At 64.9% G+C, this 19,816-nt stretch carries 21 protein-coding genes; 8 read left to right on the forward strand and 13 right to left on the reverse strand.

The window, feature by feature from the left end; translation table 11 throughout:
- Positions 1 to 45 precede the first annotated feature (45 nt).
- Positions 46 to 345 (forward strand): BrnT family toxin, encoded by a 300-nt coding sequence (locus HOLFODRAFT_RS0206570; protein WP_043486305.1) that lies wholly within the window; start codon positions 46 to 48, stop codon positions 343 to 345.
- Entirely contained in the window at positions 342 to 575 is a 234-nt protein-coding gene (locus tag HOLFODRAFT_RS0206575; protein ID WP_005036508.1) for a BrnA antitoxin family protein, read from the forward strand. Before HOLFODRAFT_RS0206570 ends, HOLFODRAFT_RS0206575 begins: the two co-directional genes overlap by 4 nt.
- 33 nt (positions 576 to 608) lie before the next feature.
- On the opposite strand, the gene hydF is transcribed toward HOLFODRAFT_RS0206575, so the two are convergent.
- On the reverse strand, positions 609 to 1,820 hold the full coding sequence (gene hydF / locus HOLFODRAFT_RS0206580; protein WP_005036505.1) for a [FeFe] hydrogenase H-cluster maturation GTPase HydF: 1,212 nt from the start codon (positions 1,818 to 1,820) through the stop codon (positions 609 to 611).
- Positions 1,821 to 2,006: 186 nt separating this feature from the next.
- Here hydF and HOLFODRAFT_RS0206585 point away from each other — a divergent pair, with 186 nt between their 5' ends.
- On the forward strand, positions 2,007 to 2,957 hold the full coding sequence (locus HOLFODRAFT_RS0206585) for an IS1595 family transposase (protein WP_005036503.1): 951 nt from the start codon (positions 2,007 to 2,009) through the stop codon (positions 2,955 to 2,957).
- A gap of 118 nt (positions 2,958 to 3,075) precedes the next feature.
- On the opposite strand, the gene HOLFODRAFT_RS19800 is transcribed toward HOLFODRAFT_RS0206585, so the two are convergent.
- Positions 3,076 to 3,582, reverse strand: a complete 507-nt coding sequence (locus HOLFODRAFT_RS19800; RefSeq protein WP_005036500.1) for an HAD family hydrolase — start codon at positions 3,580 to 3,582, stop codon at positions 3,076 to 3,078.
- The gene (locus tag HOLFODRAFT_RS0206595; RefSeq protein ID WP_005036498.1) at positions 3,579 to 4,967 is read right to left on the reverse strand and encodes an aspartate ammonia-lyase; all 1,389 of its coding nucleotides are present in this window, start codon (positions 4,965 to 4,967) and stop codon (positions 3,579 to 3,581) included. The genes HOLFODRAFT_RS19800 and HOLFODRAFT_RS0206595 overlap by 4 nt, the downstream gene beginning before the upstream one ends.
- A gap of 227 nt (positions 4,968 to 5,194) precedes the next feature.
- Here HOLFODRAFT_RS0206595 and HOLFODRAFT_RS22755 point away from each other — a divergent pair, with 227 nt between their 5' ends.
- Positions 5,195 to 5,941, forward strand: a complete 747-nt coding sequence (locus HOLFODRAFT_RS22755; protein ID WP_005036496.1) for a lysophospholipid acyltransferase family protein — start codon at positions 5,195 to 5,197, stop codon at positions 5,939 to 5,941.
- 59 nt (positions 5,942 to 6,000) lie between these two features.
- Here HOLFODRAFT_RS22755 and miaA read toward each other — a convergent pair whose 3' ends face one another.
- Genes miaA through HOLFODRAFT_RS0206630 form a run of 6 tightly spaced genes read right to left on the reverse strand, consistent with a single transcriptional unit; the run spans position 6,001 to position 11,422 of the window.
- Positions 6,001 to 6,912: a tRNA (adenosine(37)-N6)-dimethylallyltransferase MiaA gene (miaA, locus tag HOLFODRAFT_RS19810; RefSeq protein WP_005036494.1), complete on the reverse strand. Its 912-nt coding sequence runs from the start codon at positions 6,910 to 6,912 to the stop codon at positions 6,001 to 6,003.
- The gene (locus HOLFODRAFT_RS24410) at positions 6,909 to 7,244 is read right to left on the reverse strand and encodes a hypothetical protein (RefSeq protein ID WP_005036491.1); all 336 of its coding nucleotides are present in this window, start codon (positions 7,242 to 7,244) and stop codon (positions 6,909 to 6,911) included. Before HOLFODRAFT_RS24410 ends, miaA begins: the two co-directional genes overlap by 4 nt.
- A 1-nt stretch (position 7,245) precedes the next feature.
- Positions 7,246 to 8,607: an amidophosphoribosyltransferase gene (purF, locus tag HOLFODRAFT_RS0206615; protein ID WP_005036490.1), complete on the reverse strand. Its 1,362-nt coding sequence runs from the start codon at positions 8,605 to 8,607 to the stop codon at positions 7,246 to 7,248.
- A 42-nt stretch (positions 8,608 to 8,649) separates the two neighbouring features.
- Entirely contained in the window at positions 8,650 to 9,249 is a 600-nt protein-coding gene (locus HOLFODRAFT_RS0206620) for a hypothetical protein (RefSeq protein WP_005036488.1), read from the reverse strand.
- A gap of 32 nt (positions 9,250 to 9,281) precedes the next feature.
- A complete protein-coding gene (locus HOLFODRAFT_RS0206625; RefSeq protein WP_005036486.1) occupies positions 9,282 to 9,800 on the reverse strand; it encodes a hypothetical protein in 519 nt (172 codons plus the stop codon).
- A complete protein-coding gene (locus HOLFODRAFT_RS0206630; protein ID WP_148300378.1) occupies positions 9,797 to 11,422 on the reverse strand; it encodes an ATP-binding response regulator in 1,626 nt (541 codons plus the stop codon). The genes HOLFODRAFT_RS0206625 and HOLFODRAFT_RS0206630 overlap by 4 nt, the downstream gene beginning before the upstream one ends.
- 78 nt (positions 11,423 to 11,500) lie before the next feature.
- Between HOLFODRAFT_RS0206630 and HOLFODRAFT_RS0206635 the strand changes: the two genes are divergently transcribed.
- Positions 11,501 to 12,598: a S1C family serine protease gene (locus tag HOLFODRAFT_RS0206635; RefSeq protein ID WP_005036482.1), complete on the forward strand. Its 1,098-nt coding sequence runs from the start codon at positions 11,501 to 11,503 to the stop codon at positions 12,596 to 12,598.
- Between the two features lie 92 nt (positions 12,599 to 12,690).
- The gene (locus HOLFODRAFT_RS0206640) at positions 12,691 to 12,933 is read left to right on the forward strand and encodes a hypothetical protein (RefSeq protein ID WP_005036480.1); all 243 of its coding nucleotides are present in this window, start codon (positions 12,691 to 12,693) and stop codon (positions 12,931 to 12,933) included.
- Positions 12,934 to 12,936: 3 nt separating this feature from the next.
- On the opposite strand, the gene HOLFODRAFT_RS19815 is transcribed toward HOLFODRAFT_RS0206640, so the two are convergent.
- A complete protein-coding gene (locus HOLFODRAFT_RS19815) occupies positions 12,937 to 13,749 on the reverse strand; it encodes an MqnA/MqnD/SBP family protein (RefSeq protein ID WP_005036478.1) in 813 nt (270 codons plus the stop codon).
- Positions 13,746 to 14,255, reverse strand: a complete 510-nt coding sequence (locus HOLFODRAFT_RS0206650) for a tetratricopeptide repeat protein (RefSeq protein ID WP_005036476.1) — start codon at positions 14,253 to 14,255, stop codon at positions 13,746 to 13,748. The genes HOLFODRAFT_RS19815 and HOLFODRAFT_RS0206650 overlap by 4 nt, the downstream gene beginning before the upstream one ends.
- A 53-nt stretch (positions 14,256 to 14,308) precedes the next feature.
- Between HOLFODRAFT_RS0206650 and HOLFODRAFT_RS0206655 the strand changes: the two genes are divergently transcribed.
- Positions 14,309 to 16,171 carry a tetratricopeptide repeat protein gene (locus HOLFODRAFT_RS0206655; RefSeq protein WP_005036473.1) on the forward strand — a complete coding sequence of 621 codons (1,863 nt, stop codon included), beginning with the start codon at positions 14,309 to 14,311 and terminating at the stop codon, positions 16,169 to 16,171.
- Here the strand turns inward: HOLFODRAFT_RS0206655 and guaD are convergent.
- Positions 16,168 to 17,472, reverse strand: a complete 1,305-nt coding sequence (guaD, locus tag HOLFODRAFT_RS0206660) for a guanine deaminase (RefSeq protein ID WP_005036471.1) — start codon at positions 17,470 to 17,472, stop codon at positions 16,168 to 16,170. The genes HOLFODRAFT_RS0206655 and guaD overlap by 4 nt on opposite strands.
- A 126-nt stretch (positions 17,473 to 17,598) precedes the next feature.
- Positions 17,599 to 18,219 carry a BamJ family beta-barrel-assembly machinery protein gene (gene bamJ / locus HOLFODRAFT_RS0206665; protein ID WP_005036469.1) on the reverse strand — a complete coding sequence of 207 codons (621 nt, stop codon included), beginning with the start codon at positions 18,217 to 18,219 and terminating at the stop codon, positions 17,599 to 17,601.
- A gap of 141 nt (positions 18,220 to 18,360) precedes the next feature.
- On the opposite strand from bamJ, the gene sufB reads away from it, so the two are divergent.
- Positions 18,361 to 19,800, forward strand: coding sequence for a Fe-S cluster assembly protein SufB (gene sufB / locus HOLFODRAFT_RS0206670; protein ID WP_005036466.1), 1,440 nt, complete (start codon positions 18,361 to 18,363; stop codon positions 19,798 to 19,800).
- The last annotated feature ends 16 nt before the right edge of the window (positions 19,801 to 19,816 follow it).

Genomic DNA, 19,816 nt, shown 5'->3' on the forward strand with positions numbered 1-19,816 from the left:
GGCCTCCCCTGGCGCGGCCTCCAAATCAGCCATACAATGTATGGCATGGCGAACAACCTGCGTTTCGAATGGGACTCCGACAAGGACCTCACCAACCAAAAGAGACACAAGGTCTCGTTCCAAGAAGCCTCAACGGTATTCCTCGACGAAAACGGCCTGTTGATTGACGACCCCGATCACTCCCAAGAGGGAGATCGGTTCATCCTGCTGGGCCTTAGCTCATCACTTCGCGTGCTTCTTGTATGCCACTGCTACCGGGCGACCGGCGACACCATCCGCATCATCTCCGCCCGCAAAGCTGATCGCCAAGAACGCAACGGATACATCAAAAGGGTGCACCCATGAGAAAGCACTACGATTTCTCCAACGCCAAGCCCAACCCCTACTCCAAGCTACTCAAGAAATCGGTGACCATCCGCCTCGACGAGCCCACGCTTGCCTACTTCAAGTCACTGTCCCAGGAAATGGCTATCCCCTACCAAACTCTGATCAATCTCTACCTCAGAGAATGCGCGGCTTCCCAAAAGCACCTCCGATTGGCCTGGGAATCTCCCCACGAGCCGAAATCGGCCTGACCAAAAGCAACCCCGCGCGGGGTTACTTGGTCTTTAAAGGATCGCCGCCTCCGGGAAGGGCCCCAGGGCGCGCTCGAAGATGCCAAGCGAATAGGCGATGGTGAGGCCGTAGTTGGTGAAGGGAACCCCCGCCATCCTGGCCCGGTGGATGCGGCTCAGCATCTCCCGGCGGTTCCCGGTGCAGTTGCCGCAGTGGATGATGAGCTTGTAGGGGCTGAGGTCCTGGGGGAAGTCCCTGCCCTGGGTGTGCTCGAACTCCAACTTGGCCCCCACGTACTGGGTGAGCCAGCGGGGGATCTTCACCCGGCCGATGTCCTCCCCCACGGGATGGTGGGCGCAGGTCTCGGCGATGAGGATCCGGTCGCCCCCCTTGAGCTTCTCGATGCCCAGGGTCCCCCGGACCTGTTCCGTGAGCTCCCCCTGGAAGCGGCTCATGAGGATGCTGAAGGAGGTCATGGGCACCTCGCGGGGCACGTCCGCCGCCACCTTGAGGAAGGCCTGGGAATCGGTCACCACCAGGGCCGGGGGCGTCTTCAGCCGATCCAGGGCCCGGCGCAGCTCCCGCTCCTGACACACCAGGGACATGGCCTCCCCGTCCAGAAGGTCCCGGATCGTCATGACCTGGGGCAGGATCAGGCGCCCCTTGGGGGCCTCCTTGTCCACGGGCACCACCAGCACTGCCACCTCGCCGGGGGGCACCAGGTCCGCCACCAGGCGGCGGTTGTCGAAGAAGTCCGCCGGGGCAAGGCGGAGCAGCCCTTCCCGCACGTCCAGGATGCCTGTCCCGGTGGAGGCGGAAACGACCACCACCCGGGTGCCCTTGGCCGCCAGGGCCTCCTGCTCCTCGGGGCTCGCGGCCTGGAGGTCCGCCTTATTGAGGACCACCAGCACCGGCACCTTCCGGGACTTCAACTCCTCCAGCAGGCCCTCCTCAAAGGCGCCCCAGGCCCCGGCTTCGGTGACGATCACCCCCAGGTCCACCCGATCGAAGACGGCCTTGGTGCGCTCGATGCGCAGTTCCCCCAGGGCCCCTTCGTCATCCACCCCGGCCGTATCCACGAAGAGCACAGGCCCCAGGGGCAACAGTTCCATGGGCTTCTCCACCGGGTCGGTGGTGGTGCCAGCAAAGGCCGAAACGATGGAGACCTGCTGGCGGGTGATGGCGTTCAGGAGGGAGGACTTGCCCACGTTGCGGCGACCGAAGAGGCCGATGTGGAGGCGAAGGGACTTGGGGGTGGTTTGCATGGGGGACCTTCGGATTGAGAAGCGGAGAGATTCTCACGCGGAGACGCAGAGGCGCGGAGTCCAGGAGGTCCGACACCCATAACAGTACCCGATTATCCATGTATCTCCGAAACCTCTGGGTGAGGCGGGTTTTGGACAGGATTTGTCGCGCCATGGGACCGAACCTTCGAGTCATGGGGGTGTTCCATGGCGATCAATCGGATCCAGTTCCAGAAGGGTCTGTCCTTTCGGGATTTCCAAGCCCGGTATGGCACAGAAGTGCAGTGCAGGGACGCAATGGTGAAGGCAAAGTGGCCACACGGGTTCCAATGCCCGAAGTGTGGTAGTGGCGGGGCTTACTTCTTGGTTCCTCGGCAGTTGTTCCAGTGCAAGGCTTGCCACCACCAGACATCTGTCACCGTGGGGACCGTCATGGAGTCCAGCCACCTCCCACTGAGGACCTGGTTCGAGGCCATGTATCGGCTTTCACACGGCAAACACTCGATTTCTGCCCTGGAACTCAAGCGTTATCTGGGTGTCAGATACCCCACTGCCTACTACCTGAAGCAGAAGATCCTTTGCGCCATGAGTGCTGCGGAATCGAGCCGGAAGCTCAAGGATCGGGTTGAGATCGATGATGCCTATGCGGGTGGAGCTACCCACGGAGGCAAGCGTGGCCGTGGGGCTCCCGGGAAGCAGCCCTTCCTGGTTGCGGTCCAAACAGCGATGGAGAACCACAGGCAGGTCATCTATACCGTGCTCAAAGCCGTGACGGACTTCAAAATTGAGACGATCGAGGCATGGGCCAAGAAGGCCCTGGACCCTGGAACTCACGTCGTATCGGATGGCCTTCACTGCTTTCGTGGCGTGGCCGCATCTGGAGCCTCCCACGAACCCATCAAAAGTGAAGGGGGTTGGAAGGGTTCCAAGATGGAGGCCTTTCAGGCCGTGAACACCGTCATCTCCAACCTGAAGGGCAACATCCTCGGCGTCTGTCGCTGGTGCAGCGCCCGGCATCTGCCCAGATACCTTGCCGAACACCAGTTCCGTTTCAATCGCCGCTTCAACCTCCAGGCCATCTTCCCTGCCTTGTTCGCCGCAGTCACAAATACCCCGCCTCACCCTGTCCGCCTCCTGGTTTCGGAGGCATGTGGATAATCGGATAACAGTATCCCTTGCCGGGTGCCGGATGACATCCATCCGTCGATGGATGCCTCTACCCGGAGCCAGATGTCCTTCTCCCTCCGCGTCTCCGCGCCTCCGCGTGAGCCCCGAATCAGCTCCTCTTCAGGATGCCCCAGGCGGTCAGGAGCCCCTGGAGGTGATCCAGGTGGTGAAGGGTGGCCATGTGTGCACCCGTGCGTTCCTCGGAGTTGTGCTCGTTGAACCAGACGGCCCGCATCCCGGCGGCCCGGGCGGCCTCCACGTCCTCCTTGTAGTTGTCCCCCACCATCACCACCCGATCCGGCGACACCTTGAGCTCGGCCAGGATCCGGCGGTAGAAATCAGGAGAGCCTTTGTCGAGCCCCAGCGCCAGGGGGGAATAGATCCGCTTGATGAAAGCATCCAGCTCGACCCGGGCCAGGGCCTCCCGGATATCGGCTTCGTCACTCTCCTCGGCCCGGGTGGCCAGGGCCACGCCCACCTGTCCATGGATCTGATGGAGGGCCTTGCGGGCACCCGGAACGGCTTCCACCCTGCGCCAGTCCTTCATCTTCCCCTTGGAACCAGGGAAATCCCGCATGAGGGTACCCCCCCAGTCGAAGAGGACCCAGGCATTCATCGGGGACTCCCAAGGCGCCCCACGGCCTCGGGGCTGGTGAGCTCGTGGAACTGCTCCTCGGTGAACAGTCCCTCGGCAATCCCCCGGTCCTTGACGCTGCAGGCCGAGAGCTGGGCCCGGCCCACCAGGGCGCATAGGGGCTCGTAACCAAGGAGGGGCAGCAGGGCCGTGGCCGATGCCGTGCAGTTCTCCACGGTGGTCCGACAGCGGACTTCGTCCGCCTCGATGCCATCAATACAATGGCGGCGGAGGATGTCACAGCCCCGCGCCAGGAGGTCCAAACTCTCCAGGAGACAGTGGGCCACCAGGGGCATGAAGGGATGGAGCTCCAGGCTGCCCATGGAGATGGCGAAGGAGAGGGCCTGATCGTGGGCCATGGCCATGATGGCCGCCTGGGTCACCGCCTCCGGAATCACGGGATTCACCTTGCCGGGCATGATGGAGCTCCCGGCCTGCCTTGGCGGGAGTTTAAGTTCCCCGACCCCGGCCTCTGGGCCGCTGGAAAGGAAGCGCAGGTCGCCGCAGATCTTGATGAGCGTAGTGGCCAGGGCCTTCAGGAGCCCCGAGACCTCCACGAAGGTATCGGCGTTCTGGGTAGCCTCCACCAGGTTGTCGGCCCGGGCCAGCCCCAGCCCGGTGATCTGCCGCAGCTCGTCCACCACCCGGAAGATGTACTGCCGGGGCGCCGCCAGCCCAGTGCCCACCGCCGTCCCGCCGAGGTTCACCACCCTCATGCGCTCCTCGCTCTTGGCCAGACGCCAGCGGTCCCGGTTCAGGGCCTCGGCATAGGCCCCCATTTCCCGGCCCAGGGTGATGAGAACGGCATCCTGCATCTCGGTGCGGGCGACCTTAACCACATGGGCGAAGGCCCTCTCCTTGGCCTGGAAGGACTCCTGGAGGGCCAGCACCTGGCGTTCCAGTTCCCGCAGCCCCCAGATGGCGGCCACCCGCAGGGCCGTGGGGAAGGTGTCATTGGTGCTCTGATGGAGGTTCAGGTGATCCGAAGGGGAAACGAGAAAGTATTCCCCGTGGGGCCGACCGAGGAGTTCCAGGGCCCGGTTGGCCAGGACTTCATTCACCGCCATGTTGGTGCTGGTGCCAGCCCCCCCCTGCAGGGCGTCCACCGGCAGATCCCCCACCAGAACGCCTGCCAGCAGTTCCCGACAGGCCCGCTTCATGGCCGGGACCAGGTCCGGGGGCAGAAACCCGAGGGATTCGTTGGTCTGGAGGGCCGCCAGCTTCACCGCCCCGAAGGCCCGCAGCAGTTCGGGGTGGACGGGGCGATGCAGAAGGGGAAAGTTCTCCATGGCCCGGAGGGTATGGATGCCATGGCGGACCGGATCCTCCAGCGACCGCTCCCCCAGGAAATCCCGTTCAACACGCATGCCACCCCCACTCTCAACAGGATAAGGGATATTGGCACCCCGCTTTCATCCTGTACATCCTGCCCATCCTGTTCTCCATCTTTTCAACAGGATGGGCAGGATAGACAGGATGAAAAAATAAATAATTAATTAAATAATTTCATCCACACATCCTGTGGAGCCCCAACCACTGGAAGGAATCCTGGGCTCCTGCCCCTGAACTGGGTTTCAATAGAGGTGGAGGTTTTGTGAAAAGCTGGCGACAGAATCCGGTCTGGAAGGCATTTCTGGTGGTCTGGGGGCTGGTGAGCGTCTGCCTGACAGCCCTTGGGGTCCTGATAGCCGCCATCTTCCTGGGGCCCAAGCGGGCCTTCTTCACGGTCGCCCCCCTGTGGGTGCGCCAGATCTTCCCCCTCTGCGGCGTGAAGTGGAGCGTCCGGGGCTGGGAGGATCTGCCCGAGGAGATCCGCAACGGCAAGCAGCCCGTGATCTTCATGTCCAACCACGAAAGCCATCTGGACCCTCCCTTCCTCATCCACGCCATCCCCATCCCGGCGGTCTACATCGCCAAGAAGGAGGTCAAGTGGATGCCCCTGGTGGGCTGGGCCGCCTGGGCCGCCGGCACCATCTTCATCGACCGGGGAAACCGCGAGAAGGCCGTGAGGAGCCTGCGCTTGGCGGCGGAAGAGATCCGGGGCGGCAAGAACGTCCTGATCTTCCCCGAAGGCACCCGCACCCGGAACGGGAAGCTGGGTTCCTTCAAGAAGGGCGGCTTCAACCTTGCCATGGACGCTGGCGTCCCCATCGTTCCCCTGGCCACCGTGGGTGGTTATCGCATCCTGCCAGCCGACAGCCTCTCCCCGAGCCCCGGACGCTTCGATGTCCTTTTCGGCCAGCCCGTCCGCCCCGGAGACTACCCCGACCGGGAAGCCATTCTGAGCGAGGTCCGCAACCGGATCAGTGACCTGAGGGAAAGGGCCGGACAGGAAGCCTGAACAGCGTGTCCGTCGACAGGAACGGAAGCGACGGGCTGGGCTTCAGCTCCATCACCTGGCTATCTTTTGACGCCGTGCTCCGCTTCGGCGGACGCTGAGGTGATCACCCGCTCCAGAGCAGCATCCAACCCCTCTTCGGGATCCCACACCGGCAGTTCCGGCCACTGGTTCCGGAAGAAGGTGGTCTGGCGCTTGGCGTAGGCCTGGGTCTCCTGGACGATGCGGGCTTCGATTTCCTGGGGGTCGCCGCCCTCCAGCCAGTCGAGGTAGCCCAGGGGGCGGAGATCCCGGAGGAGGTCTTCCTGGCCAGCCTCCACCAGGGCCTGGACCTCCAGCGGCCAACCGGCCGCCACCATGGCCCGCACCCGGCTCTGGACACGGTGCCGCAGGGCCTCCCGCGAGGGCAGGACCAGGAGGGCCCGCCACCCCGCGGGGACGCCTGGACGCACACCGTCCAGCAATTCCGAAGGGCGTCGCCCCGTGGCCAGGTGGAGGGCCAGGGCCCGCTGGATGCGGGAGCGGTCATTGGGGTGGATCTGGGCCGCCCTTTGGGGGTCCACGGCCTGGAGGTAGCGGTGAAGCCTGGGCGCCCCCAGGCGCTCGCACCAGGAGCGGGTTCGATCCTGGATGGCTTCAGGCACCTCCGGCAGATCACTGAGCTGGTTCCAGATGCCCCGCAGATAGAGCCCGGAACCCGTCACCAGGACGGCCCGGGGGCAGCCCGACAGCCAGCCCCTCACCAGCCTGCCGAAGGCCTGGGGATTCAGGCGATGGGAGAGAGGCAATTCTCCGTATCCCAGGTGGGGCACCCCCCCCTGCTCCTCCGGGCTCGGCTGGCCGGTGCCGATGGCCAAGCCCCGGTAGGCCTGGAAAGGATCCCCGTTGACCACTGTGGCCTCCAGGCGCCGGGCCAGGGCCGCCGCCAGGGCGGACTTGCCGGAGGCGGTGGGGCCCAGGATGGCGATCTTCACAGCAGCCTCGGCAGGATGCGGGCGGCCTGATCCCGGGCCAGCTTGGCCGCATCCAGGGCGTGCTCCATCACCTCGGCAGGGTCCTGACGCTCCGTGAGCAAGGCCTGGCACTGGTTGCGCAAGTGCGCCACCTCGCCCCCGGGATCCGGGAGATGGCGCTCCGCCCCCGCCTCCAGGATGGCCAGGAAGCAGCGGAGGGCGTCGCAGGCCGCCGTGATGGCGGGGGCGGGAGAGCAGCCGGCCCGCAGGGCCAGGGCTGCCGCCAGCAGCCGCAGCCCGTCTTCGAACCGCGACTGCAGTGCCCCGGCGGGTCCCGATGAGGACAGGCTCACGTTACTTCTTGGGCAGGATGGGGTAGGCGCCGTTGAAGCAGGCATAGCAGAAGCCCTGGCCCCCCGGATCCGTCATGGCGGTCTGGAGATCCTCCTCGGTGAGATAGCCGAGGGAGTCGGCCCCCAGGAATTCCCGGATCTCCTCCACCGTATGGTTGGCGGCGATGAGATGCTCCCGGCTGGGGGTATCGATGCCGTAGAAGCAGCTGTGGGTGGTGGGGGGGCTGGAGATGCGCAAGTGCACCTCGGCGGCCCCGGCTTCCTTCACCATCTGGACGATCTTCCGGCTGGTGGTGCCCCGGACGATGCTGTCGTCCACCAGGACCACCCGCTTGCCCTTGAGGAGCTCCCGGACGGGGTTCAGTTTGATCTTCACACCGAAGGAGCGGATGCTCTGCTTCGGCTCAATGAAGGTGCGGCCTACGTAGTGGTTGCGGATCAGGCCGAACTCGAAGGGGGCCCCGCAGGCCTCGGCATACCCAAGGGCGGCGCTCACGCCGGAGTCGGGCACCGGCACCACCAGGTCCACCTCGGCGGGATAGCGCTTGGCCAGAAGGCGTCCCATCTCACGGCGGGTGCCCATGACGGAACGACTGAAGACGAAGGAATCGGGCCGGGCGAAGTAGACATGCTCGAAGACACAGGGCTTGGGTTCGATCCCGCTGACGGGATGGCGGGAGCGCATCCCTTCTGCGTCCACGATCAGGAGTTCTCCGGGCTGGATCTCCCGCTCATATTCAGCCCCCACCAGGTCAAAGGCGCAGCTCTCGCTGGAGAAGACCACGGCATCGCCCAGCTTGGCCAGGGAAAGGGGACGGAAGCCCCGGGGATCCCGGGCGGCCATGATCTGTGTATCACTCAGGATCAGCAGGGAGAAGGCGCCCTCGACCTGGCGGAGGGCCTCCACGACGGCGTCCTCAAGGGTGGCGGCGCAGGCCCGGTTGATGAGGGCCAGTATCACTTCGGAGTCGGAAGGACTGGTGAAGACCTGTCCCTGCTCGATCAGGCGACGCCGCAAGACCTCGGTGTTGGTCAGGTTGCCGTTATGGCAGAGAGCCACTTGGCCGAAGCGCCCCTGCACCAGGAAGGGGTGAGCGGCGGAGGCCACATTGCCTCCGGTGGTGGAGTAGCGGGTGTGGCCGATGGCCGCATCCCCCGAAAGGCGGTCCAGCGTCTCGGGGCTGAAGACATCCGCCACATAGCCCTGAGCCTTGTGGAGCAGAAGCTCCGTCGCCCCGCGTGAACAGATGCCAGCAGCCTCCTGGCCCCGGTGCTGGAGGGCATAGAGCCCCAGATAGGTCTGGCGCGAAGCCTCTGGATGCGGCCAGATGCCGAAAACGCCACACTCGTCCTTGAAAGCCATAATTTCCCCCAAGCTCCAGAATACCCGAGGATCCGGACTGCTCTACCGCAGCTCCACCCGTTCTTCGAGGAACGTGATCCCCTCCACCTCCCCTGGCAGCTCCGCGAGCTGGGCCAGGGTCTTCAACAGAACCGTACCCTCCTCGGCCGGAGCCGCATGGGCGGGCAGGTCCACTCGCTCAAGCTGCAGCTCCACGGAATGGAGGTCCCCGGAAGCGAATCGGCCACTCAGGTAGGAGAGCGCCAGCACGCCAGGTTTCACTTCCACCAGATAGGCGTATATGCCCCCTTTGGGAGAGGTCTGGACATCCCATACCGGACAGAGGCGCTTCCCGTAACGGATCACCGCCCCTCGACGGGAGGTCCCCGGGCCGGGCCCCGCGAAGTAGAGCAGGCGCTCAACCCTGGCGAGGGCACCCCGCACGGAACCGGAAGGGGATTCCACCTGCCAGCCCCCCAGACGGGGAGGCTTCACCCGGTTGCGGGTGCGGACAACCGGGGTGGGCACCAGGCGGAAACGCCCTTCCACAGCCTCGGAGTCACCCTGAAACTGGATGCGGAAACGGTATGAGAGGCCCTCCGGGGTCCCCGCAAACAGACTAGCACTCAGCATCCATGCGCCCAGGGCGCCAAACATCCTCATCTACAGCCACCAACTGGGATTCAGCATAGCCGCTACTTCCGAACCTCGAAACTCGAAAGGAAGGCCTGTCCCCTGGGATCGGCAGCCTTGCCCGTCGTGGCCTGGGCATGGTGCAGGCGGGCGCGGCGCACCACCACGATGCCCTCCACGGAGGCACCGGTGGGCACGGTGGCCCGATAGCGGAAACCCGGTCCCTGGGCCGGACTCAGGTCGGTGCGGGTGAAGCCCCCGAAGCGCTTCTTCATCCATTCGGCAAAGGTGTCCAGGACCGCAGCGGAGCTTGTGCCACCCTTGGCGCCCTGGGGAAGATTGCCCACGCTCACATGGCAGGTGACATCCAGACGCCCCGGGGGCGCATAGGCGGTGCTGAACCATTCAATCTCGCCATAGGGCGTCTGCTCCGAGTATTTGGCCATCCGGGCCTCGCCAGGGAAGACGGCCTTGACCCCGAGAGAGGCATCATCCAGGGTGAAGGGTTTTTCCGCCTGACAGGCCAGGATCCCGAGGAGCCCCAGTCCAGCCAGGGCAAGTCCGCCTCTCCGCCAGCTCATCCCAAACTCCCTTCCCGTTGCCCCAGGACCTCCCGGACCACCCCCAGAGCATCCCGCAGCTTGCAGGGCTTGGGAAGGAATCCTGCCAAGCCCTTCCCGTCAAAGGCGGCAGTGGCTTCCTCCCGGCTGTAGCCGCTCATGAGCACCACCGGGATTTCCGGAGAAAGACTGCGGATCCCCTCCAGGACCTCCTGCCCCCCCATCCTGGGCATGGTCAGATCCAGAAGCACCAGGGAGATGGAATGGCGGTGGCGCAGGAACAGATCGAAGCCCTCCACCCCATCCCCGCCCTCCATCACCCGGAAGCCCTGGCCCTCCAGCCCCTGGCGAAGGATGTGGCGGATATCAGGATCATCGTCCATCACCAGGATCGTGGCGGGGGTATCGGCAGAGGCATCCCGCTCTCCCTCGAGAAACGCGGGCTTCCCTGGCGCAGCGGGAAGGCGGAGCGTGTATGTGCTGCCCTTCCCCGACTGGCTCTCGACACGGAACTCGCCCCCGTGGACCTGGGCGATGCTCCGCACCGCCGCCAGCCCGGAATCAGGCCCGGTATCAGGGTGGGGAGGGTCAAAGAGTCGCTCCAGGGCGGCCTTCTGGAGCCCCGGCCCCTGGTCCTCCAGGCGGATGCACACCCGATCGGGCCCTTCACAGAGGGTCCGAAGGGTGATGACCCCTCCCTGCCCCTCCAGGATCCCCACGGAGTGGGTGAGGATCTGGAGCAGGGCGTGGCGCAGCTGCCCCTCGTCCCCGTGGATGGGGGGCAGGTCGGACTGGAATTCCGTCTCGAAGGCCACGCTATCCGGCACCATGGCCTCCAGTTGGGGCAGGGAGCCCCGGATGAGGGCGTCGAGGGAAATCCGACCGATACGGATCCGCCCCGGACCGACCTGTGCCGCCAGTTTCCCGCACAGTTCCCTCCCCCGCTCCAAGAGTCCCAGCAGCCTGCCCCGAGGGGCCTCGGCCTCCAGGATCTCCGAGTATCCCTGGATGCCCATGAGGACATTGTTCAGATCATGCAGGGTCCCGCGTGCGAGGGAGGCGACGGTTTCCAGCTTCTGGATCCGCGCCTGGGCTGCCTCCAGGGAGCGTTCCGCACTGATCTCCCTCATCACCAGCAGAGAAGCCCTCCCACCGGGCCTCCGCATGAGCATCCGGCGGCAGTGCAGCCAGCGCCAAGCCCCGTGGTTGTCCTTCATCCGGAAGACGAGGTCACCCGGGGCCTCTTCCCGGCATTGGAGCTGAGTCCTCACCCTGGGCACTTCCTCGGGATGCACAAGGGCCAGGAGATGCTCCAGCCCCCCCGCCAGGAAGGCCTCCCGGGCATGGCCCAGCGACTCCGACAAGGCCGCGTTCACGTACAGGAAGCGCTCACCCTCTAGCAGGGCGTGGATCTCCGACGAGAGCCCGGCCACACCTTCAAGGTAATCCTCATTCTGATCCAGGGTGACCTGGAGCAGCTCCAGGCGCTGGGCATGGGCTCGGACCACCAGGAGAGAGAGGCCGCCCAGCACCGCCACCACCAGGGCCGGTCCCCACCCCATGGCCTGGAAGAGGCCCGCCGTCACAAGGAGAAAGACCGCCACCAGCAGGCCGGTCATCAGGGCAAGGGATCGGTTCGACATGGAATTCATGGAAATCATTTCGGCCAATTCCCTCCCCGCCTGAATCGGAGACAGAATAGGGAATCAGGAGGGCGGATCATGAGAGCAGGCCGGATCATGGGAGTGACGGCACTGGTGCTGGCAGGCGTTCTTGCGGGCTGGTGCGGCGGGCAGGCGCTCAGACATCCCTCCACATCGCCACGCCCCATCGACCCCCGCGGGCCCCTGGGCCCCCAGGAGCAGGCCCTCATCGACCAGTTCAAGGCCGCCCGCAGCTCCGTGGTCTACATCACCTCCATCGCCTACCAGCGGGACTGGCTCTCCTTCGATGTCCAGGCCGTGGCCACGGGCACGGGCTCGGGCTTCGTCTGGGACGAGGCCGGACACATCGTCACCAACTTCCATGTCATCCAGAACGCCCAGGAGTTCGAAGTGACCTTCGCCAACCAGGAGACCCACCGGGCCAAGGTGGTGGGCGTGGCCCCCGAAAAGGATCTGGCGGTGCTCCGGCTGGTGACCCCGCCCAGGGAGCTGCGCCCCATCCCCATCGGCACCTCCTCGGACCTCCAGGTGGGACAGAGCGTCATCGCCATCGGCAACCCCTTCGGGCTCGACCAGACCCTCACCACCGGCATCATCTCGGCCCTGGGCCGTGAGATCCAGAGCCCCGCCCGGCGCCACATCATGGGGGTCATCCAGACGGACGCCGCCATCAATCCCGGCAACTCCGGCGGCCCTCTCCTGGACAGCGCGGGCCGACTGGTAGGCGTCAACACGGCCATCCAGAGCACCAGCGGCAGCAGCGCGGGAATCGGCTTCGCCGTGCCCGTGGATATCGTCAACCGGGTGGTGCCCCAGCTCATCGCCCACGGCCAGAACCCCCAGCCCGAACCAGGATTCACCCCCCTGCCCGCTGCCTACGCCAGCTACTTCAAGGCCCCCGAAGGCGTGGTGGTGCTGAAGGTCACCCCAGGGAGCCCTGCCGAGCGGGCCGGTCTCCGGGGCCTCACGCGCAGCGGCAACCGCTACATCCTGGGGGATGTCATCCTCTCCATGAATGGCAAGCCCACCCCCGACTGGAACCGATTCCTGGACCGCCTCTACGAGGAACCCATCGGATCGACAGTGACCCTGGAGGTGCAGAACCAGGGGCAGAAACGAAGGGTGTCCTTCAGGATTGAAGCAGCGGCGTTGTAAGCTGTCCGGATCCAAACTCCAGGGATGGGGTGTCCCGACCGATGAGCCCCGGGCAGGGGGCGACCAATCCCTGCTTTTCATAAGAGACGGCCATGAAAACCAGACTGATCAAAGGCACGTTGTTGACCGTGATGGCAGTAGCCAGCCTCGGCATGACCCTGGGCTGCCTCATTCGTCCCATAGGCCCCGGCGGAATGGGAGGTCGGGATCGTGGGGACCGCTATGAATCCGAGGATTCGGGCCGCCGGGGCCGGGACAGGGACAGGGACCGCCATCACTCCGACGGTGACCGCGACCAGAGAGGCGATCGGGACCGCGACGAGGATCGGCGCTGAGCGTCAGCCCTGGATCCAGACCGGCGAGAGCCCCAGGAGCACCTCCACGGCCTTCCGCCCGCGCTCCCCGGGATCCTCGGTGAAGTCGTTGACCCAGGCCTGGACGTAGCGGCTCACCATCTCGCGATCCATGCCCCGGCCGAAGCCCTGGGAGTAGTCCACGCTCTCCCAGTGGCGCTGCCGAGCCATAACCACGCTCTTGCGCATGAGGCGGGCGAACTGGGCCTTGAGCTCCTCCGGCAGATCCTTCCGGATGGCGTTGCCCCCCATGGGGAGGGGCAGATCGTAGTTATCCTTCCACCAGGCCCCCAGGTCGACCATCAGGTGGAGGCCCCGTTCCTGGTACATCAGCTGGCTTTCGTGGATCAGAAGCCCGGCGTCGTAGTTCCCGGCTTCCACTTCCTCCATGATGCGATCGAAGGACACAAGGGCCACATCCAGGCCGGGGCGCCACTTGCGAAGGCTCAGATAGGCGCTGGTGCGCTTCCCGGGAATGGCCACGACGGTATCGTCCAGCTCCTCCGGGGTCATGGGACGACGAGTGACCACCAGGGGCCCGGTGCCCTCCTGGATGCTGCTGCCAGCCGTCAGCAGATCGTAGCGATCCCGGATCTCGGGATAGACGCCGAAGCTGATGGCGGTGACATCGTAGCGGCTCTCAAGGGATTCATGGTTCAGGGTCTCGATGTCCTTCCGCACGAATTCGAAATCGAAACCGGCGCGGTCCGGGTCCTCGTCGAGCCATCCCAGGGCCAGGGGGGCCATCATGTAGGCGTCGTCGGAGTCTGGGCTGTGGGCGATGACAAAACGGGTCATGGTTCTTCCTTTCGGGTCAGGGAGGCCAGCTTGGCCTTGACCCGATCAATGGCCTTGGCCGCAACGCCAAAGCCCGGGTTCTCATCCAGGGACTTCCGGTACTGCGCCAGGGCTTCCTCCAGACGGCCGAAACCCTCGTGGATGCGCCCCAGGTTGTAGTAGGGGAAGCAGTAGTTCTCGTAGCGCTTGGCTTTGAGGGCCATGCGGAGCCAGGGAACCGCATCCTCGGGCAGCCCCATCTCGAGGAAGTAGGCCCCGATGTCGTTGTACGGGTTCCCGAACTCGGGATCCAGGTCGATGGCCCGATGGCAGTCGGCGATGGCGGCCTGGTAATCCTTGAGGCCGGACTGGGCCCAGCCCCGGTAGGTGAAGGCCTCGGGGGTGGGGCAGAGCCCGATGGACTGGGTGTACAGCTCGATGGCTTCATCCAGTTTGCCCTTCATGTGGGCCTGGTAGGCCTTGCCCACGAGCTCCATGGCTTCCTGTCGCTTATCCTCGTTCTCCATGGAAATCAGGATAGGGCATTTCCGCCCCCCATTTCCCTGGCTATCCTCTTCCCATGGCGACCGAGACCCCAGGAACCTACTGTCAGAATTGCTTCACCTGGAATCCAGGGGATCGGGAGACCTGCCGAAAATGCGGGACCCGCCTCCTCATTGTGGCCGGGGACCAGGGCTGGGACGACGAGGTCGACAACGAGCAGGACGACGATCTCGACGAGCACCTCCTGGAGCGGATCACCGGTCTGGAGGAGAATCTCCGCCGCATCGAGACCTACCTGGAGGCCATCTCGGATCAGCTGGGCAAACTGGAGCGCTCCGAGGTCATGCTCCGCAACGGCCTGATGTCCCTGGTGCAGGAGATGGAGCAGAAGGGCCAGCTCGATGGCCACGCCTTCTCCTCCCGCTGGGAGGAACTGGTGGAGGAGAACCTCCAGCTCATCGGCGCCCGGGAACTCTTCACCCGCTACCGCGCCCGCATCCTCCCCATCGCCAAGCCCAAGTCCATGAGCCAGCTCCGCCGCGCCCTTCTGGAGACCTCGGCCCTTCTCGACATGGCCAAGCTCCCGGAGGCCGCCAACCGCCTGGCCCAGGCCCTGGCCATGGACTCCAAGAACTATGAACTGCTATTTACAGTAGCCGCCCTCAAGGAGGTGGCCCAGGATCTGGACGAGGCCGAAAACCTGGTACGCAAGGTCGTCCAGCTCAGTCCGCGCCATTTCGAGGCCTGGATGCTCCTGGCCAAGCTCCTCCGGGATGATCTTGAGCGGGCCGACGAGGCCATCGAAGCCCTCCACAAGGCTGCCGAGCTGAGACCCGACGAAGCCGAGCCCCGCATCCAGCTCTGCGAGGTCCTGCTGGACGAGGAGGATCTCCAGGGTGCCCTCGAAGCCGCCACCGATGCCCTCAACCTCCAGCGGGACGGCCACACCCTCAGCCTCATGGGGGAGGTGCTCCTGGCCCGGGGCGATGCCGCCAAGGCCATCCCCCTCCTCAAGGAGGCCTCGGTCTTCCTGCCGGGCGAACTCTTCGTGCGGGAACTCCTGGCGGAGGGCTACCTCCTGGCCGATGAGCGGCCCAAGGCCTTCGCCATCCTCGAGGAGCTGCTCCGCCAGAACCCCGGGGACCACGAACTGCTCCTGCTGCTGGACGCCGAAAACCCCGCCCAGCTCCGTTCCGCCCGGGGAGGCACCGCCATCTCCCGGATGGTCCTGGACGAGGTGGAGCTCCTGATCCGGGAGGGAGCCACTGCGGACGCAGCTGTCTGCCTCAAGCCCACCCTCCGCAAGGAGCGCAGCGAAAGGGCCGAGTTCCTGGAACTCCAGATCGCCTTTCTCAAGCATCCCAAGGCCAACATCTCCAAGGCCCTGGCCTTCGCCGCCTCGAAGCGCCACCCCCGCCTCTGCTTCCAGGCCCTCCGGCTGGTACTGGATATCCTGATGGAACAGAACGCCGACGATAAGCTCCAGGAGGCCCTGAGCACATACATGACAGCCCACCCCAAGAGCAGTGGAGCCTGGGAGGCCGCCGTCATCCACCAGGCATGCCGCCTCATGGCCGGGGACATCAGCGATGAAGACCTCCAGGAGGTCAAGCGCCTCCAGGCCAATCCCCTGCCCGGCCAGGAGGGCCGCGCCCGCACCCTGCTGGGCCAGTATCTCCTGGACCTCAAGCGCCCTGCGGAGGTCGTGGATCTCCTCGGCCCCGTTCTCAAGAACGAGCCCACCCTCATCAACCACTTCCAGCTCGGTACCGCCCTGGCCGCCCTGCGCCGGGAAGACGAGGCCTTGGATGTCCTGGAAGCCGGCCTCGAAGCTGACCCCCATGACCTCCAGGAATCCCAGATCGCCATGGTCCACACCAAGATGAAGGCACTGATCCAGGAACTGGACCAGAGCCTCTCGCAGGAGCCGCAGGACTAACGGTTGTGGACGCACCTGCCCAGGGCGTAGGTCGCCTGCACCAGGCGATCGTCGCCCAGCGTGCTGAGCACGAACAGCAGCTCCCGCACGCTGCGGCACTGTTTCAGACGGAATGCCAGGAGCGGGGTGGCTTCCAGATCCAGGATGGAGAAATCTGCGTCCTTGCCCGGCTGGAGATTGCCGATGCGCTCACCCAGCCGTAGCGCCTCAGCACCCCCCAGGGTGGCGAGGTGCAAGGCCTGCAGCGGATCCAGCCTGCTGCCACGCAGCTGCTGGATCTTGTAAGCCTCGTCCATGGTCCTGAACATCGAGAAGCTGGTACCGGCACCCACATCGGTGCCCAGCCCCACCCGCACGTCGTGGGCCCGCAGGCGGTCCAGATCGATCAGGCCCGACCCCAGGAACAGGTTCGAGGTGGCGCAATGCGCCACGGACGAGCCGGACTGGGCCAAGCGCTGATACTCGTCTTCGCAGAGGTGGATGCCGTGGGCGAACACACTGCGCTCCCCCAGCAGGCCGAACTGATCGTACACATCCAGGTAGTGCCTGGCGGCGGGGAAGAGCTCCCGCACCCACTCGACCTCGCCCAGGTTTTCCGCCAAGTGTGTCTGCAGGTATACGCCGGGGTACTCGCGCAGCAGGCGGGCCGCCAGGCTCATCTGCTCGGGCGTCGAGGTGGGCGCGAAGCGTGGCGTCACGGCATAGCGCAGGCGATCAACCCCATGCCAGCGCTCGAGCAGAAGCCGTGACTGCTCGTAGCCGCTCTCCGCGGTGTCGAGCAGGTCCGTCGGCGCGTTCCGGTCCATCAGCACCTTGCCCGCGATCATGCACAGGCCGAGCGCCTTCGCCGCTTCGAAGAAGGCGTCCACGGATTGCGGATGCACGGTGCAGAAGACCAGGGCGGTGGTCGTGCCGTTGCGCAACAGCTCCTTCAGGAAGAGCTCGGCGATGCGGCGGGCGTGATCAGCATCGCGGAATCTGGTTTCGGTGGGAAAGGTGTAGGTCTCGAGCCAGTTCAGCAGCTGCTCGCCGTAGGACGCGATCATCTCGGTCTGCGGATAGTGCAGGTGGGTGTCGACAAAGCCGGGGAGGATCAGGTGGTTGGGGAATTCGTGCACGGCGACCCCGGCCCCCAGCGGCAGCAGGCTTTCCGCAGGCCCCACGGCGCGTACCACCCCATTCTCCACCCACAGCACGCCGTCATCGAAGTACTGCGCCGCCGAATCCCCCGCCACGGCCGGATCGGCCACCAGATGCAAGACTCGGGCGCGATAGGCGCAGCTGCCTGTAATTCTGCCCATATGCAACGTACTCCTGTGTCCAAGGGAAAGGGCACCGAGTGAGCCTTCCGGCTGTCCTCAGCGCCCTTTCTTTTCTTTCTCTGCGCCCTCTGCGTTGAATCTTTGCCCGAAGCGCGCCCGGTCGAACTACTTGATCGCCAGCAGTTCGATGTCGAACACCAGGGTGGAGTGGGGCTCGATATCCTGTCCGGCGCCGCGGGGGCCGTAGGCGAGATCCGAGGGGATGAAGAGCTGCCACTTGGAGCCCACGGTCATGAGCTGGAGGGCTTCGGTCCAGCCGGGGATGACGCCGTTGACGGGGAAGGTGGCGGGCTCGCCGCGGCGGTAGGAACTGTCGAACTCCTTGCCGTTGATGAGGGTGCCCCGATAGTGGGTGGTCACGGTGTCGCCGAGGGTGGGCGTGGCGCCATCCCCGGTCTGGATGACCTTGTATTGCAGGCCGCTGGCGGTGACCTGGATGCCCTCGGCGGCCTTGTTGGCCTCCAGGAAGGCCTTCCCGGCGGCGATGTTCTCGGCGCTGGCGGCGGTAGCCTTCTCCGCATGCTTGGCCTGCAGGGTCTGCTGGAGGGCCCGGAGGGCCTGATGCTTCTCATCCTCGCTCAGCAGGGGGGTTCCACCGTTGTAGGCGTCCTGGAAACCCTGGAGGAAGGCGGCCAGCGCGAGGTCCAAGTCCTGCTGCTGCAGGTTCTCGCAGACATCCATGCCGATGGCGTAGCTGTACTTTTCCTGATCTGTCTTAAGCGACATGGTTTCATTCCTTAGAAGGGGCGCAAGATCCTATGGTTAAGCGCCTATGTTCACATGGAGATCGGATGATGCCCTCACCACCGGATCTATAGTTGACATTCTAGGTCAAGATTTCATCATAGAGGACATTGGGAGCCTTCCATGAGCTCGTCGCTACAGAATCTCACAGGCCAGGAATACAAGTACGGGTTCGTAACGGACATCGAGTCGGAATCCGCCCCCCCGGGGCTGAGCGAAGACACGATCCGCATGATCTCCGCCAAGAAGGAGGAGCCGGAATGGCTCCTGGAGTTCCGCCTGAAGGCCTACCGCCACTGGCTGACCATGACGGTGCCCCAGTGGGCGCATGTGTGCTACGAAGTCCCGGACTTCCAGAAGATCGTCTACTACTCCGCCCCCAAGCCCAAGACCCCCAAGTATCAGAGCATGGACGAGGTGGACCCTGAGTTGCTGCGGACCTTCGAGAAGCTGGGCGTGCCCATCGAGGAGCAGAAGACCCTGGCGGGCGTGGCTGTGGATGTGGTCTTCGATTCCGTGAGCGTCACCACCACCTACAAGGAGCGCCTGGGCGAGCAGGGGATCATCTTCTGTTCCCTCTCCGAGGCCGTGCGGGAGCACCCCGAGCTGATCCAGAAGTATCTGGGCAGCGTGGTGCCCACCACTGACAACTTCTATGCCGCCCTCAACAGCGCGGTCTTCACCGACGGCTCCTTCGTCTTCATCCCCAAGGGCGTCACCTGCCCCATGGACCTTTCGACCTACTTCCGCATCAACAACAAGGATTCGGGGCAGTTCGAACGCACCCTGATCATTGCGGAGGAGGGGGCCTCCGTCTCCTACCTGGAAGGCTGTACCGCCCCCCAGTTCGATACCAACCAGCTCCACGCCGCCGTGGTGGAACTGGTGGCCCTCGACGACGCCAGCATCAAGTACAGCACCGTCCAGAACTGGTACGCCGGCGACAAGAACGGCGTGGGCGGGATCTTCAACTTCGTCACCAAGCGAGGCCTATGCAAGGGCCGCAACGCCAAGATCAGCTGGACTCAGGTGGAAACCGGCAGCGCCATCACCTGGAAATACCCCAGCTGCATTCTCTCCGGCGAGAACTCCGTGGGCGAGTTCTACAGCGTGGCCCTCACCAACAACAAGCAGCAGGCCGACACCGGCACCAAGATGATACACCTCGGGAAGAACACCCGGTCCACCATCATCTCCAAGGGCATCAGCGCCGGGGACAGCGTCAACAGCTACCGGGGCCTGGTGAAGGTCCTGCCGGGAGCCGAGGGAGCCCGCAACTTCAGCCAGTGCGACTCCATGCTCATCGGCCACACCTGCGCCGCCAACACCTTCCCCTACATCGAGGTGCAGAACAAGAGCGCCCGGGTCGAGCACGAAGCCACCACCAGCAAGATCGGGGAAGAGCAGCTCTTCTACTTCCAGCAGCGCGGCATCCCCGCCGAGGACGCCATCTCCATGATCATCAACGGCTTCTGCAAGGACGTCTTCCGGGAGCTCCCCATGGAGTTCGCCGTGGAGGCCACCAAGCTGCTCTCGCTGAAGCTGGAAGGTTCGGTGGGGTAGAAAAGATGGAACGCAG

The organism is Holophaga foetida DSM 6591, from assembly GCF_000242615.2.
Lineage (GTDB): Bacteria > Acidobacteriota > Holophagae > Holophagales > Holophagaceae > Holophaga > Holophaga foetida.

Excerpts from the sequence above, each read along its gene's own strand:
- hydF (WP_005036505.1), bottom strand. The coding sequence starts at position 1,820 with ATGCAAACCACCCCCAAGTCCCTTCGCCTCCACATCGGCCTCTTCGGT.
- HOLFODRAFT_RS0206630 (WP_148300378.1), bottom strand. The coding sequence starts at position 11,422 with ATGTCGAACCGATCCCTTGCCCTGATGACCGGCCTGCTGGTGGCGGTC.
- HOLFODRAFT_RS0206585 (WP_005036503.1), top strand. The coding sequence starts at position 2,007 with ATGGCGATCAATCGGATCCAGTTCCAGAAGGGTCTGTCCTTTCGGGAT.
- guaD (WP_005036471.1), bottom strand. The coding sequence starts at position 17,472 with ATGGGCAGAATTACAGGCAGCTGCGCCTATCGCGCCCGAGTCTTGCAT.
- purF (WP_005036490.1), bottom strand. The coding sequence starts at position 8,607 with ATGGCTTTCAAGGACGAGTGTGGCGTTTTCGGCATCTGGCCGCATCCA.
- HOLFODRAFT_RS0206635 (WP_005036482.1), top strand. The coding sequence starts at position 11,501 with ATGAGAGCAGGCCGGATCATGGGAGTGACGGCACTGGTGCTGGCAGGC.
- HOLFODRAFT_RS0206575 (WP_005036508.1), top strand. The coding sequence starts at position 342 with ATGAGAAAGCACTACGATTTCTCCAACGCCAAGCCCAACCCCTACTCC.
- sufB (WP_005036466.1), top strand. The coding sequence starts at position 18,361 with ATGAGCTCGTCGCTACAGAATCTCACAGGCCAGGAATACAAGTACGGG.
- HOLFODRAFT_RS19815 (WP_005036478.1), bottom strand. The coding sequence starts at position 13,749 with ATGACCCGTTTTGTCATCGCCCACAGCCCAGACTCCGACGACGCCTAC.
- HOLFODRAFT_RS0206650 (WP_005036476.1), bottom strand. The coding sequence starts at position 14,255 with ATGGAGAACGAGGATAAGCGACAGGAAGCCATGGAGCTCGTGGGCAAG.
- HOLFODRAFT_RS19800 (WP_005036500.1), bottom strand. The coding sequence starts at position 3,582 with ATGAATGCCTGGGTCCTCTTCGACTGGGGGGGTACCCTCATGCGGGAT.
- HOLFODRAFT_RS0206595 (WP_005036498.1), bottom strand. The coding sequence starts at position 4,967 with ATGCGTGTTGAACGGGATTTCCTGGGGGAGCGGTCGCTGGAGGATCCG.
- HOLFODRAFT_RS0206640 (WP_005036480.1), top strand. The coding sequence starts at position 12,691 with ATGAAAACCAGACTGATCAAAGGCACGTTGTTGACCGTGATGGCAGTA.
- HOLFODRAFT_RS0206625 (WP_005036486.1), bottom strand. The coding sequence starts at position 9,800 with ATGAGCTGGCGGAGAGGCGGACTTGCCCTGGCTGGACTGGGGCTCCTC.
- HOLFODRAFT_RS0206570 (WP_043486305.1), top strand. The coding sequence starts at position 46 with ATGGCGAACAACCTGCGTTTCGAATGGGACTCCGACAAGGACCTCACC.
- HOLFODRAFT_RS0206620 (WP_005036488.1), bottom strand. The coding sequence starts at position 9,249 with ATGAGGATGTTTGGCGCCCTGGGCGCATGGATGCTGAGTGCTAGTCTG.
- bamJ (WP_005036469.1), bottom strand. The coding sequence starts at position 18,219 with ATGTCGCTTAAGACAGATCAGGAAAAGTACAGCTACGCCATCGGCATG.
- HOLFODRAFT_RS0206655 (WP_005036473.1), top strand. The coding sequence starts at position 14,309 with ATGGCGACCGAGACCCCAGGAACCTACTGTCAGAATTGCTTCACCTGG.